The sequence below is a fragment of the Rugamonas violacea genome (assembly GCF_016461825.1).
Classification (GTDB): domain Bacteria; phylum Pseudomonadota; class Gammaproteobacteria; order Burkholderiales; family Burkholderiaceae_D; genus Rugamonas.
The window spans coordinates 58,906-72,781 of the sequence record NZ_JAEMNU010000049.1 but is presented as its reverse complement, the minus strand read 5'-3'; the positions used below and the strand labels follow the sequence as shown (position 1 = coordinate 72,781).

The following is a 13,876-nucleotide window of genomic DNA, read 5'->3' as shown; positions in this document are numbered from 1 at the left end:
GGATGTATTCCGGATGTATTTCACCGTCGAACAGGCGCCCCAACACCGTCTCCCCCTGTACAAGACCGTCTTGTGCATCACCTGCGCCCTGATTTTGATTGTCAACGGCATCAGCCTGTTTCACAATCTGCAATCGTTGAAGGGGGCCAATTTCCTGCTGAGCCAGAGCTCGCGGGTGGCCGACCGGTTGCAGTACCTCAACGTGCTGGTGCTCGACGCCGAAAGCAGCATGCGCGGCTACTTCATCTCCGGCAAGGATTCCTATCTGGGGCCGACCAAGACGGCCGTCGCCGCCACCGAGGCCGAGTTCAAGGAACTCGAACGCCTGTTGGCCGACAGCCCGTCGCAACTGAAGAACCTGGCCCAGCTGCACACCTTGGTGCGGCGCAAGCTGTCGATCATGGGGCAGGGGCTGGACGTCTACCGCGAGGGCGGCCTGAGCGAGATCGTCAAGATCGCCACGCTCAGCGACGGCCGCTCCAGCATGGACGAAATCCGCCTGCTGGTGGTCATCATGGTGCAGGAGCAGAACGAGACGCTGGCCGCGCGCAGCGCCGCCTTCTATTACGAATATCAAAAAGCCGTGATGCTGGGCATGGGCATCAACGCCATCGCCATCATGGTCTTGATCATGTTCTACCAGCTGGTGCGGCGCAGTTTCCAGAACCGCGCGGCGGTCGAGCACGCGCTGCAGAGCGCGAATGAAAACCTGGAGTCGACCGTGGCGCAGCGCACCGAACAGCTATCCGTGCTGTCGCGCCATTTGATCAGCATCAGCGAGGAGGAAAAGGTGCGCCTGTCGCGCGAGCTGCACGACGAAATGGGCGCCAACCTGACCTCGATCAGCATGGACATCGCCGCCGTCACCCAGCAACTGCAGAAGATCGAGCCCGAACTGGCGTTGCAACTGAAGCGTGCCCGCGCCACCCTGGTCGAAACGGTGGAAATGAAGCGGCGCATCGTCGAGAACCTGCGCCCCAGCCTGCTCGACAACCTCGGCCTGTGCGCCGCCATCGAAAGCTACTGCGACGAATTCAGCCGCCTGGCCCAGGTGCGCTGCGATACCGACATCGCCGCCGACGTCGAGAACGAGGCGGGCCGCTCGGCCGACCTGTCGATCGCCCTGTTCCGCATCGTCCAGGAGTCGCTGACCAACATCCGCAAATACGCCAAGGCCAGCAAGGTCAGCGTCAGCCTGAGCCGCAGCCCGGAGGGACTGGTGCTGCGGGTGATTGACGACGGCATCGGCATCGCTTCCAACACCATCGTCAAACCGATGTCGCACGGCCTGCTGGGGATGCGCGAACGCGCCTTGCTGCTGGGCGGCACACTGGCGATCCGCCGTGGCCGCAACGACGCCGGCACCTGCATCGAAGTGCATATTCCACTGCGCGGCCCGGTGGTCGCCGAGGGGCCGCGCCACGAGCTTAGCAGCGTGCCACATCCGACAACAGGCGGTCATATTCAATCTTCGCCACCTTATAGCACTCTCCCGCATATTGCTCCAGACCTTGGCGGTCCAGTACAGTGATGTTGCCGCGACGGTAGGTGATCAGGCCGTCCTCCTGCAGCTTGCCGGCGGCGGCGGTGATGCTCTCGCGGCGCACGCCGAGCATGATGGAGATCATTTCCTGCGTCACCTTCAGTTCGTTCGATGGCGAGCGGTCGAGGCGGTCGAGCAGCCAGCGGCAGAGTTTCTGTTCGATCGAGCTGTGGCGGCCGCCGACGGCGTTCTGCGCCATCTGGGCGAACAGCGCGGTGTTGTAGCGCATCAGCAGCTGGGGCAGGGCGCCGCCCTGGTTGAAGGCGTCGCGCAGATGCTGGGCCTTCAGACGGTAGCCGTAGCCGGCGCTCTGCACCACGGCGCTGCACATGGCGCGCTCGCCGGCGAACAGCGACACGCCGACCACGCCCTCATGGCCGACCACGGCGATCTCGGTGGTGGCGCCGTCCTCCATCACGTACAGCAGCGAGATGATGGAGGTGGTGGGGAAATAGACGTTCTCAAGCTTGTCACCGAACTCGAACAGTTCCTTGCCGAAGGGCAGGGCGACCAGTTCCAGATGCTCGAACAGCGATTCCAGCACTTCGCGTGGGAGGGCCGCCAGCAATTCGTTCTGCTGGGCACCGCTGTAGCTGACAACTGGCCGGGACGCAACTTTGTATTCGCGGGAACCAACAGGCATGGTCGTCGACAGCGACTGCTTGGTTGTGGCGCTCAGTTGAGTATTGTTCATTTTATTCCTCACAGACTTTAAGTACGGGGTAACGACATGGGCCGGACGCTGGGTTCGGGTGGGCTTCTGTTCTCGCCTCACTTAGCGTGTCGTGTTGTTATCACTTTAACGAGCTATGTCGCTGGCGAACATAAGACGAGTAGTCGCACTCATGTAGGCTCTCAACAGGGGTGTATGTAAGCCTAGTCCTACTTGCATGATGATGGCGACCCGCCGCCGGCCGCTTTCGCTTGCCATGGATTTCCCGGGATGCAATACTTGGGACGGCCGCGCCCGGCCCAGCCTGTTTGCAAGGGAGGCTCGCATGCATGTACTCGTGGTGGAAGACGACGCCGTGCTGGCCGACGGCCTGGCCCGCGTGCTGGGCGGCCACGGCATGCTGGTCGAGGTGGTCGGCAACGGCAGCCAGGCCGACGCCCTGCTGCAGCGCGGCGCCGCCGCCGAGGTGCTGGTGCTCGACATCGGCCTGCCCGGCATCGACGGCTTCGAGGTGGTGCGCCGCCTGCGGGCGCGCGCCAGCGCCATCCCCATCCTGCTGCTGACGGCGCGCGACGCCATCGAGGACCGCGTGCGCGGCCTCGAACTGGGCGCCGACGACTATCTGGTCAAACCCTTCGCCACGGCCGAACTGGTGGCGCGGATCCGCGCGCTGGCGCGCCGCCACGGCCCCAAGCCGGCCTTGCTGGCGCTGGGCGCGCTGAGCTTGGACACCTCGGCCAAGCGGGCCCGCGTCGGCGAACGGGTGATCGAATTGTCGGCGCGCGAATGGGCGGTGCTGGAATACCTGCTGCAGCACGCCGCGCGGGTGGTCTCCAAGCAGCAGATCATCGACGCCATCCTGCCCTGGGGCGACGACCTGACGCTCAACGCGGTCGAGGTTTACATCTCGCGGCTGCGCCTGAAGATCGCCGACGCCGGCGTCAGCATCCGCACCATCCGCGGCTTCGGCTATATGCTCGAAGAAGATCCCGAGCATGCCTAGCATCCGGCTGCGCCTGCTCAAATGGCTGATCGCCCCCATCCTGCTGATCAACCTGGCGGGCGGCGCGCTGACCTATCTGCTGGCCTGGATGCCGGCCCAGCTGGCCTTCGACGAGAGCCTGTCCGACGCCGCCGGCGCGCTGGCGGCACGGCTGGGCCGGCAGGGCGCCGGCTGGCGCATCGACCTGCCGCGCCAGGCCGAGCAGGTGTTGCGCAACGACGCCGCCGACGCCGTCTACTTCGTCGTGCGCGACGGCGCCGGCCGGCTGCTGGCCGGCGACGCCGATTTCCCACCGGTCACCGCTGCCACTGGTACTAGCACCGTTGCAGTCTCCGCAGCCACAGGCCCGGGCACGGGTATGGGCGCAGGCACAGGAAGGGGCACAGGCACTGTCGCCGCCGCCTCAGGCACAACCAGCACAACCACAACCACCGCCGGCGCGCGCGCCGCCGCGCCGCTGCGCGCGGCCCAGGCCGACGACGGCGTAATGCGCGGCGAGCCGGTGCGCCTGCTGGTGCTGCGGGTGGAGCGCGACGGCGCGAGCGCCAGCATCGGCGTGGCCAAGACGCTGCGCAAGCGGCTGCAGGTGCGCCAGGCCATCGTGCGCGCGCTGGTGTTGTTGGAGGGGTTGCTGACGCTGGCCTCGGTCGGTTTGATCTGGTTCTCCGTCACCAACGGCCTGCTGCCGTTGAAGCGCATGCGCGCCGACCTGAACGCGCGCGGCGGCGACGACCTGGCGCCGATCGACCAGTCCGCCGTGCCCTACGAACTGGAGCCGGTGGTGGGCGCCTTCAACGGCCTGCTCGACAAAATCGGCGCCGGTGCCCAGGCGCAGCATGACTTCCTGGCCAACGTGGCGCACCAACTGCGCACCCCGCTGGCCGGCTTGCGCACCCAGTTGGAGTGGCTGGCGCAGCGCCACGACGAGGCCGAGACGGCCCAGTCGATCCGCCTGATGCTGTCGTCGACCGAGCGGATGATCCGCCAGACCAACCAGTTGCTGGCGTTGGCGCGGGCCGAACCGAGCCGCTTCGCCAAGACGCGGCTGGAGCCGTTGGCACTGGAGTCGTTGGTGGAGGAGGCGATCCAGCATTTCGTCGACCAGGCGGCGCTCAAGCGGATCGACCTGGGTTTCGAGCTGCTGCCGACGCAAGTGCGCGGCGACCGCTTCTTGTTGCGCGACCTGATCGACAACCTGATCGACAACGCCATCCGCTACACGCCGCCGCGCGGCAGGGTGACGGTCGGCTGCCGCCCGGACGGCGCCGGCGGCCTGCTGCTGGTGGAGGATTCCGGCCCCGGCATCGCGCCGGACAAGCGCGAACTGGTGTTCAGCCGCTTCGTCCGGCTCGACGAGAAGAGCAGCGGCAGCGGCCTGGGGCTGGCCATCGTGCGTGACATCGCGTTGGCGCACGCTGCCACGCTCGCCATCGCCACGGCGCAGGGCGGCCGGGGCGCGCTGTTCTCGGTGCATTTCCCGGCCTGAGCCGCCGCAGCGGCTCAACGGGGAAAAACGGGCCAAAACGGGCTAAACGATTTAGCTGGGAGCCCGGCCCTAGACTTGGCCGTCGTAGGCGCGGCGCAAGCGGGCGATGTCGAGTTTATGCATGCCCATCATGGCGCCCATCACCCGCTGGGCGCGCTCGGCGTCGCTGTCGAGCAGCATCTCGCTCAAGACCCTCGGCACCACCTGCCAGGAGACGCCGTATTTGTCCTTGAGCCAGCCGCATTGCTGGGCGGCCGGATCGCCTCCCTCGCCCAGTTTGCTCCAGTAGTTGTCGACCTCCTGCTGGTCGGCGCAATCGACCTGCAAGGAGATCGCCTCGTTGAAGCGGAACATCGGGCCGCCGTTGAGGGCGGTGAAGGGATGGCCGTCGAGCTCGAAGGCGATGGTCATCACCGAGCCGGGCTGCTTGCGGTGCACCTCCTGGCCGGCCTCGCCGTAGCGCGCCACGGCCTGCACCTTGGAGTTGGGGAAAATACCGGTGTAGAACTCGACGGCTTCTTCGGCCTGTTCATCGAACCACAGGCAGGGGGTGATCTTGGGCATGGTTACCTCCAACTTCGCAGGGGGGAAGGGCGGCGCGCGGCCGGCGCCGGGATGGCTGTACGACAATGCAAGATTAGCAGGACAAGCAGCGGCACGGCGCGCCATTGCCGCCCGCCGTCGCGGCGCCGGGCAGCGGAAAACGCAGGCTGCGCGGCTGTCAGCAATTCGTCAGGATTTCCTCAGGGAAATGCAAGCTTGGGGGGCTACTATCATGACTGCGAGCAACGCGGCGGCAGCGTGCCACCGCCGCCGTCGACGACACCAGGAGGGGACGCCATGAAACGCCTGCAACAAGGTTTTACGTTGATCGAGGTGATGATCTCGGTGGCCATCGTCGGCGTGCTGATGGCCGTGGCGCTGCCGGCCTACAGCGACTACGTGACGCGCGGCCGCCTCAGCGAGGTGTTCACCGCGCTCGGCGCGGCGCAGCCGGCGGCCGAGCAGTTCTGGTCCAACTCGCGCAGCTACGTCGGCTTCGAGGGCGCCGCCACCTTCCCGACCAACAGTGCCAACTTCACCTACGCCCTGAGCGGTGCCTCGGCCTCGGCCTACACGGTGACCGGCACCGGCGTCGGCCGCATGGCCGGTTTCGCCTACACCATCGACCAGAACGGCGGCCACGCCACCACCGCCAGCCCGGCCGGCTGGGGCACCAGCACCACCTGCTGGGTCGACCACAAGGGGGGCTCATGTTCCAACTAGAGCGGGCCGGCGGCTGGGCCGAATTGCGCGCCGGGCAGGGCGGCTTCACCATGGTCGAGTTGATGATCGCGCTGGTGGTGTTCGCCTTCATGCTGGCGCTGGGCGTGCCGAACATGAGCAAGTGGGTACTGGCCAGCAAGGCGCGTTCGGCCAGCGAGTTCTATGTCGACGGCTTCGCCCGCGCCCGGCGCGAGGCGGTGGCGCACAACGCGCGCAGCCGCATCGTGCTGTCGCCGAATGTCGGCAACGGCCAGATGGATTGGCAGATCGACCTGTGCTTCCCGGTGCCGGGCACGCCGTGCAGCCAAGTCAGCGGCGTCTGGTCGACGCCCGCCACGGCGGCGCCCAACGATCCGCAGGGCGCGGCCGGCTACAAGTCGGTGTTGCGTGGCGCCGACGCGCTGCCGCAGTCCGACGCGCTGGTGCCGACCCTGACGCCGGAGGGCAGTTCGGAGATCTACTACACGGAACTGGGTTGGGTCGACACCGGCTTCGCCCAGCGCCTGAGCCGTTTGCAGCTGGCGCCGAGCACCCAGCTGGCCGCCGAGGTGCCGACCGTGGCGCTGGTGGTGACCTTGGCCGGCCTGGCCACCAAATGCGATCCGACCGTGCCGGCCGGCGATTCGCGCGGCTGTCCGCCATGAAGCCCGTCATGAAAGCCGCCATGAAGGCCGCCATGCAAGCCACGCCGCGCGCCGTCGTGCCGCGCCGCGCCGGCAGCCAACGCGGCTTAGCCCCGCGCAGCGCCGCCCAGCGCGGCGTCGCCCTGCTGGAGGCGATGCTGGCCACCGTCATCCTCGGCATCGGCCTGCTCGGCACGGTCGGCCTGCAGGCGCGCGCCTACTCGGCCCTGTCGGACGCCAGCATGCGCGCCGAGGCCACCATGGCGGTGGAAAAACTGTTGGGCGTGATGAGCAACGACGTCGCCAACATCCCCAACTACGCGCTGGTCGACGGCGCCACACCCAACGCCACGCTGGCGCCCTGGGTGGCCGAGACGCGCGGCTACATTCCCGGCGCGCGCATCGTCGTGGCGGTGACGCCGGAGCTGCGCCGCTTCCGCGTCGACGCCACGATACGCTGGACGCGCAAGGCCGGCGGGGTGGAAAACCGCCACCAAATCACCTCCTACCTGTCGAACTGAGATGGACGTCCGCCCCCAATTCCCCGTCCCGCGCGCGGCGCGCCGCGCCGGCTTCTCGCTGGTCGAGCTGCTGGTCAGCGTGGTGGTCGGCCTGCTGGCGCTGATGTTCGCCACCCGCCTGATCGTCAGCGCCGAGCAGAACAAGGCGACCTCGCTGGGCGGTTCGGACGCCATGCAAAACGGCATGCTGGCGCTGTTCTCGCTGAACGGCGACGCGGCCCAGTCGGGCTGGGGCCTGAACGACGACCTGATCACCGGCTGCAACAGCATCTTCAGCGACACGGCCGGCTTCGCGCTGGCGCCGGCCACCCGGGGCGGCGCGGCGATCACGCCGCTGGCGCCGGTGGTCATCGAATCGAACGGCGCCAACTCCGACCGCATCAGCTTCTACACCGGCAGCTCGGCCAGCGCGGTCGGCTCGGTCAAGCTGCTGGCCAATTACGCCGGCGGTCCGGCGCTGACCAGCGACACCAACGCCGCCTTCGGTTTCGCCGACGGCGACGTCATCGTGGTGGCGCCCGAACCGGCCGGCGGCAACTGCGCCTTGGCCCAGTTGGCCGGCGCGCCGGTCGGCGCCCAGCTCAACATCACGCCGGGCGCGGCCTACCGCTACAACCGCGCCGGCGGGCTGGGCAACAACTACGGGCCGGGCCAGGCCCGCATCTTCAACCTGGGACCGGGCGCCAAGCTGGCGCTGCACAGCTGGTCGGTGAACCGGGGCATCCTGCTGCTGCGCTCGAGCGACCTGGCCGGCTCGTCGGCGCAGCCGGTCTCGGTGATCGACAACGTGGTGGCGATCAAGGCGCAGTACGGCTTCGAGACGCGCGCCATCGCCAACTACAGCCCGAGCCGGAACGGCATGCAGGTGGGGCAGTGGAGCGGGCCGATGATCGACGCCGACGGCGACGGCGTGGTCGGCGGCGCCGGCGACTTCCTGCGCGTGGCGGCGGTGCGCTTGGCCGTGGTGGCGCGCAGCAAGAGCGCGGAGAAGCCCAACGCCGCCAGCGGCCAGTGCACGGCGAGCACCGCCAAGCCGGTGTTGTTCAGCAGCCAGGCGCCGGCCACGGTGCCGGCCGCGCCCGTCACCGTCGAGGTGGCGGTGGCCGGCGATCCACTCGACTGGAAGTGCTACCGCTACCGCGTGTTCGAGGCCATCGTACCGATCCGCAACGCCGAATGGAGGCCGTGATGCGCCGTCCCGCCCCGAGTCCGTCCTTGCGCCGGCCGGCGCCGCTGCGCCGCACCGTGCGCCACACCGTGCGCGGCGCCGCGCGCCAGGCCGGCGTGGCCCTGCCGGTGATGCTGATCATGCTGACCGTTATGCTCATCAGCAGCATCTACCTGCTTAAGTCGAGCACCTCGACCACCTTGACCACCGCCAACCTGGCCTACGACTCGGCGCTGAGCAAGGCCGCCGACCTGGGCGTGCACAGCGCCTTCGCTTGGCTGGCCGCCGTCGACAAGTCGACCCTGGTGGTCGACCAGGCCGCCAGCGGCTACCTGGCGACGCTCAATCCGGTGCAGACGGTCAACACGCCGGCCTTCTGGAACGGCTCGGTGAAGCTGGTCGATACGGCCGGCAACCAGATCGAATACGTGATCCACCGCATGTGCACCTTCGCCGGCCTGTACAACTCGACCAACCCGCAGAACAGCTGCGTGCTGACTTCGGCCAAGGCGAATGTCAAGTCGGCCACGCCGATCGGGCGCAGCCTGTCGTCGGACGCGCCGGAGTATCAGGAGCAGCCGCAGCTGCATTACGTGGTCACCACGCGCATCTACGGACCGCGCGGCGGCAATGTCGTCAACCAGTCCGTGGTGATGATGGGGCCTTGAGGGGCATGCCGCCATGTTAAGCCCCCCCGGGCGAAAATCCGGGGTCAGACCCGGCGGGTCCGACCCCGGCTCCGCGCCGCTGGGTGGTGTTGGTCGCCGCCGGTGCCCGCACCTTTTTTGATGGAACCAGCATGAAACCGAACTCAGCACTCTCGCTCGCCTTCCTTGCCGGCCTGTTGGCCGGCAACGCCGCCCTGGCCGGCCAGACCCAGATCGCCCAGGTGCCGCTGCTCAACATCACCGGCACCGGCACCGTCAAGCCGAACCTGATGCTGTTGTTCGACAACTCCGGCTCGATGGACCAGGCCTACACGCCGGACTACGTCAACGACAATCTGTGCCGCTCGGCGGCCCAGTTGTCCGCCGGGGTGGTCGCCTGCAACGTTGGCCATCCGCCCTTCATGAGCCCGGACTTCAACAAGCAGTACTACAATCCGAAGATCCGTTACCAGGCGCCGATCAAGACCGACGGCAGCTACTATCCGGACCAGACCTCGGGCGCCACCGGCACCTGGAGCAACGTCACCAGCGACGGCTTCGGCGCCCACAAGACCGACCTGTACGGCAGCAACGCCAATTCGATCAACCTGGTCAGCGGCTTCCCCGACCTGAAATGGTGCGACCCCAACAACACCAGTTCCTGCCAGGTCAACAGCGCCAGCTACACCTATCCGGACAACACCTTCCGCAGCGCCGTCGCCATCAACGGCGGGCCGTACTACTACAACATCGGCGTGGCCGAGTACTGCACCGACGACAGCATGACCAACTGCAAGTCGACCTCGGTGGGGGCGGCCGCGCCGGCCGGCTATCCGGTGCCGGTCAAGGTGCGCTGGTGCAGCAACACCTTGCTGACGGCCTGCCAGGGCAAACGCGTCGGCCTGTTCATCTACCCGCGCTACTCGGCGGCGATCGGTTCCAACGCGGCCTACGGCAGCATCGCCATCGGCGTCTCGGCGTCGAGTTCATCGATGACCATCAGCAGCGTCACCATCCCCGACCCGAGCACGGCGCGCACCATCAGCAACGGCACCTTGACCGCCGCCAGCGGCACCAACAGCGCGCTCAAGCAGCAAACCGTGGCCAGCGCGCTGGCCGCCAACATCATCGCCAAATCCGTCGCCAAGAGCAACACCAACCTTTACTACGCCTGCGTGCGCACGCCGATCGGCCAACCCAGCGTGCCGGCCTGCGCCACCGCCTTCGGCATCACACTGGCGGCCGACAACATCGTCGCCGTCGTGCCGGTGCAGTGCGGCGGCGCCGTTTCGCTGGCCAACTGCCTGCCGATCAACGACGGCAGCCGCGCCGGCTGGGGCATCACCGTGACCGCGCCGGCCGTCACGCCGACGCCGGCCACCACCGGCGTGCCGCCCACCGCGCTGCTGTTCGCCAGCGGCACCACCTCCGGCTCGGGCACGCCCAGCCTGTCCTCGGTCAAGCTGGGCGCGACCACGCTGGCCAGCGCCATCGCGCTGGGCAAGAGCACCGCCGCCAGCGACGTGGTGATCAAGCTGCAGGCCGCCATCGGCGTTGCCGGCACCATCCGCGCCTACGTCGGCGGCAACGCCGTGACCAAGTTGTGCCAGGCGCAGAGCGCCACCGCGCTGTGCCTGATCGACACCACCACCACCGTCAACGGCGCCGCGCCCTCGGTCGGCAGCCTGACCAACGGCGGCACGCTGGCCTTCACCACGGCCAACGCCACCAGCTCCAGCGACGCCATTCCGCTGACCACGGTGGCCTTGTCGGCCGGCGCCAGCGCGCCGAGCAGCTTCAGCCGGGTCGACATCGTCGCCGGCGCCACCTATCCGAAGGCCAGCGAGCGCACCGACTGCGTGGCCAGCGCCGGCGTCTGCAACTACACCGAGGAGATGGTCAACTTCGCCAACTGGTACGCCTACTACAAGACCCGGCTGCAAATGATGAAGACCTCGGTCGGCATCGCCTTCTCCCCGATCACCGCCAACTACAAGGTCGGTTATGTCAAGCTGTCGAACGCCGGCGCCGCCGGCGCCATCGACATGAAGCCGGCCGACTTCACCGGCTCGGCGCGCAGCACCTGGTACACCGCGCTGTACAACACCACCACCACCGGCTCGACGCCGATCCGCACGGCGATGGACAACGTCGGCCGCATGTTCGGCAACCTGGCGCCCTACAACTACGCCGCCGGCAGCGAGGTGGTGCAGTATCCCTGCCAGCAAAACTTCATGATCCTGACCACCGACGGTTACTGGAACGGCAGCTCGACGGCCAACGTCGTCAACAACGACAACGTCGAGAACCCGGCGCGCTTCTGCAGCCAGGCGCGCGGCTGCGTCGACACGCGGCCGCAGACCCAGCCCTCGATCGCCGACGTGGCGCTGCATTGGTACAACGGCGGCTCCAGCACCGGCACGGTGTCGCTGCGGCCGTCGTTGGAGCCGGACATGAGCAAGCCCGGCTCGGTGCCGGCGGCCGGCGGCGAGAACACCCACCTGCACATGAACACCTACACGCTCGGCCTGGGGGTCGACGGCGTGATGAGCTACGAGGCCAACTACGACTCGGCGCCCAAGGTCGGCGGCGACTTCTACAACCTGATCACCGCCGCCAGCTCGGGCTGTCCGTGGAACGGCGGCGGCGCCTACGTCTGGCCCGACCCGGACGTGACCAACACCGCCAGCACGGTGCAGGAGCGGGTCGACGACCTGTGGCACGCCGCCGTCAACGGCCATGGCAAGTATTTCAGCGCCTCGGAGCCGCGCGAGGTGGTCGACGGCCTCAGCTCGGCGTTGGCCAACATGCAGGTGAAGACCGGCGCGGCGTCGGCCGCCGCGACGTCGACGCCGAACATCTCGCAGCAGGACAACGACATCTTTTCCGACACCTTCACCACCGTCAAATGGTATGGCGAACTGTCCGACAAGAAGATCGACCCGGCCACCGGCGTCGTCGGCGGCACGGCCAGCTGGATCAGCTCCGACAAGGTGGGCCAGAAGGTGGCCGCCGCCAGCGACACGCGCACCATCTACATGCTCGACGCCGGCGGCGGCGCGTTGAAGAACTTCAGCTACGGCGCCATGTCGGGCGCCGAAAAGGCCTGGTTCGACAACAAGTGCGCGGCGCTGTCGCAGTGCACGCTGCTGTCGGCCGCCGACAAGGCCGTGGTCAACGACGGCAACAACCTGGTCAACTGGCTGCGCGGCCAGCAGCAGTTCGCCGACGACCAGTTGTTCCGCGCCTACACGCTGACGCCCAACACGCCGGTCGGCTCGACCGGGCCGATCCCCATCGTGCTGGGCGACATCGCCTCGTCCAAGCCGGCCTACCTGCGCGACCCGCGCAAGAGCTATCTGACCAGCGGCTACAGCAGCTTCAAGAGCGCCAACGCCGGCCGCGCCGGCACCGTCTTCACCGCCGCCAACGACGGCATGCTGCACGCCTTCAGCGCGGCCAGCGGCGAGGAGTTGTGGGCCTACGCGCCGCGCATCACCATGAAGAAGCTGTTCGCGCTGGCCAGCACCACCTACGGCACCAACCACCAGTTCTTCACCGACGGCTCGCCCGAACTGTCCGACGTGCAGATCGGCGGCGTCTGGAAGACCGTGCTGGTGGCCGGCCTGAACGGCGGCGGGCGCGGCTACTACGCGCTCGACGTGACCAACCCGGCGCATCCGGTGGCGCTGTGGGAGTTGTGCGCCGACGCCACCGTCTGCAACCGCAGCGACGCCGACTTCGGCCTGTCGTTCGGCAATCCGCAGTTCGGCATGTGGCAGGGCAAATGGGTGGTCTTCCTCACCTCCGGCTACAACAACGTGCCCGGCGTCGACGGCGTGGCCGGCGGCAGCGGCCAGGGCGTGCTGTTCATCGTCGACGTGGCCACCGGCGCGGTGCTGAAGAAGGTCTCGACCCTGGCCGGCGACACCACGACGCCGTCCGGCCTGGCCAAGATCACCTCGATCTCGGCCGACCCGAGCACCGACCCGGTCACCACCTACATCTACGGCGGCGACAACCAGGGCCGCATGTGGCGCTTCGACATGAGCGATCCGAACAGCAGCAACGTGACGGTGCTGAAGATGGGCGACGCCGGCGCGCTGCAGCCGGTCACCACGCGGCCCGACGTGACGCTGTGCGCGGTCAGCACCAGCACCACCGTGGCCGGCATCACCACCGTCACCGAGACGGCGCAGCGGGTCGTCCTGTTCGGCACCGGCCGCCTGCTCGACGTGCCCGACACCTCCAACACCGACGTGCAAAGCCTGTATCTGCTGAAGGACAACGGCAGCGCCATCGCCAACCTGCGCGGCTCCGGCATGGTCGAGCAGACCCTCAGCCTGGCCGGCTCCAGCAGCAACGTCAACACCTACGCCATCACCAGCAACAAGGTCGACCTGGGGTTGAAGAGCGGCTGGTTCTTCGACTGGAAGCTCAACGCCGGCGAGCGCATGAACCTCGACCCGCAGATCGTCAGCGGCGTCGCCAACGTGGTGACGAATATGCCGACCTCGTCGTCGGCCTGCTCGGTGGGCGGCTCCAGCAACAGCTACCAGGTCGATGTGTGCGACGGCAGCGCGGTGGCCGGGCAGGCGGCCGGCAGCACCTTGTCGAACACCTCGGCGGCGGTCGGCTTCATCATCATCCGCCTGCCCAAGGGCGAGCTGAAGATGATCAGCACCATGGCCACCGGCGAAATGCGCACCAAGTCGCTGGCCGAGCAGAATTCGGCCGCCGCCCACCGGGTCGGCTGGCGCCGCGTGAAAGGCGATTGAGGAGCTTGGCGGCGCCAATCCCACCCAGCGGCAGAGAGCCGGGGTCGGACCCGCTGGGTCCGACCCCAGTTTTACGGCGCTGGGTTGTGTCTCCCCACCGGTGGCGCAACGACCGAAAACGGGGAAACAGTTCACACGAAAGGCCCAACTATCGGTAAAATTGAAGGT

Annotated in this window: 11 protein-coding genes; 9 read left to right on the top strand and 2 right to left on the bottom strand. The window is 67.8% G+C overall.

Annotated features, from left to right (window positions below; translation table 11 throughout):
• The first annotated feature begins 13 nt into the window (after positions 1–13).
• Positions 14–1,531, top strand: coding sequence for a CHASE3 domain-containing protein (locus tag H7U20_RS10630; RefSeq protein ID WP_199759127.1), 1,518 nt, complete (start codon positions 14–16; stop codon positions 1,529–1,531).
• Here H7U20_RS10630 and H7U20_RS10625 read toward each other — a convergent pair.
• Positions 1,428–2,237 carry a Crp/Fnr family transcriptional regulator gene (locus tag H7U20_RS10625; RefSeq protein WP_199759126.1) on the bottom strand — a complete coding sequence of 270 codons (810 nt, stop codon included), beginning with the start codon at positions 2,235–2,237 and terminating at the stop codon, positions 1,428–1,430. The two genes, H7U20_RS10630 and H7U20_RS10625, sit on opposite strands and share 104 nt — an antisense overlap.
• A 304-nt stretch (positions 2,238–2,541) precedes the next feature.
• Here H7U20_RS10625 and H7U20_RS10620 point away from each other — a divergent pair, with 304 nt between their 5' ends.
• Positions 2,542–3,219, top strand: coding sequence for a response regulator transcription factor (locus tag H7U20_RS10620; protein WP_199759125.1), 678 nt, complete (start codon positions 2,542–2,544; stop codon positions 3,217–3,219).
• Positions 3,212–4,705 (top strand): sensor histidine kinase, encoded by a 1,494-nt coding sequence (locus H7U20_RS10615; RefSeq protein WP_199759124.1) that lies wholly within the window; start codon positions 3,212–3,214, stop codon positions 4,703–4,705. Before H7U20_RS10620 ends, H7U20_RS10615 begins: the two co-directional genes overlap by 8 nt.
• 69 nt (positions 4,706–4,774) lie before the next feature.
• On the opposite strand, the gene H7U20_RS10610 is transcribed toward H7U20_RS10615, so the two are convergent.
• Positions 4,775–5,269 carry a VOC family protein gene (locus tag H7U20_RS10610; protein WP_199759123.1) on the bottom strand — a complete coding sequence of 165 codons (495 nt, stop codon included), beginning with the start codon at positions 5,267–5,269 and terminating at the stop codon, positions 4,775–4,777.
• Positions 5,270–5,545: 276 nt separating this feature from the next.
• Here H7U20_RS10610 and H7U20_RS10605 point away from each other — a divergent pair, with 276 nt between their 5' ends.
• From H7U20_RS10605 to H7U20_RS10580, 6 genes are all read left to right on the top strand, one after another.
• Positions 5,546–5,971 (top strand): type IV pilin protein, encoded by a 426-nt coding sequence (locus tag H7U20_RS10605; RefSeq protein WP_199759122.1) that lies wholly within the window; start codon positions 5,546–5,548, stop codon positions 5,969–5,971.
• Positions 5,959–6,615: a pilus assembly FimT family protein gene (locus H7U20_RS10600; RefSeq protein ID WP_199759121.1), complete on the top strand. Its 657-nt coding sequence runs from the start codon at positions 5,959–5,961 to the stop codon at positions 6,613–6,615. The genes H7U20_RS10605 and H7U20_RS10600 overlap by 13 nt, the downstream gene beginning before the upstream one ends.
• A gap of 8 nt (positions 6,616–6,623) precedes the next feature.
• On the top strand, positions 6,624–7,115 hold the full coding sequence (locus tag H7U20_RS10595) for a type IV pilus modification PilV family protein (RefSeq protein ID WP_233410652.1): 492 nt from the start codon (positions 6,624–6,626) through the stop codon (positions 7,113–7,115).
• A gap of 1 nt (position 7,116) precedes the next feature.
• Positions 7,117–8,304 carry a PilW family protein gene (locus H7U20_RS10590; RefSeq protein WP_199759120.1) on the top strand — a complete coding sequence of 396 codons (1,188 nt, stop codon included), beginning with the start codon at positions 7,117–7,119 and terminating at the stop codon, positions 8,302–8,304.
• The gene (locus H7U20_RS10585; protein WP_233410651.1) at positions 8,304–8,951 is read left to right on the top strand and encodes a pilus assembly PilX family protein; all 648 of its coding nucleotides are present in this window, start codon (positions 8,304–8,306) and stop codon (positions 8,949–8,951) included. The genes H7U20_RS10590 and H7U20_RS10585 overlap by 1 nt, the downstream gene beginning before the upstream one ends.
• 131 nt (positions 8,952–9,082) lie before the next feature.
• Complete coding sequence (locus H7U20_RS10580) at positions 9,083–13,708, top strand: pilus assembly protein (RefSeq protein WP_199759119.1); 4,626 nt, start codon at positions 9,083–9,085, stop codon at positions 13,706–13,708.
• Positions 13,709–13,876 lie beyond the last annotated feature (168 nt).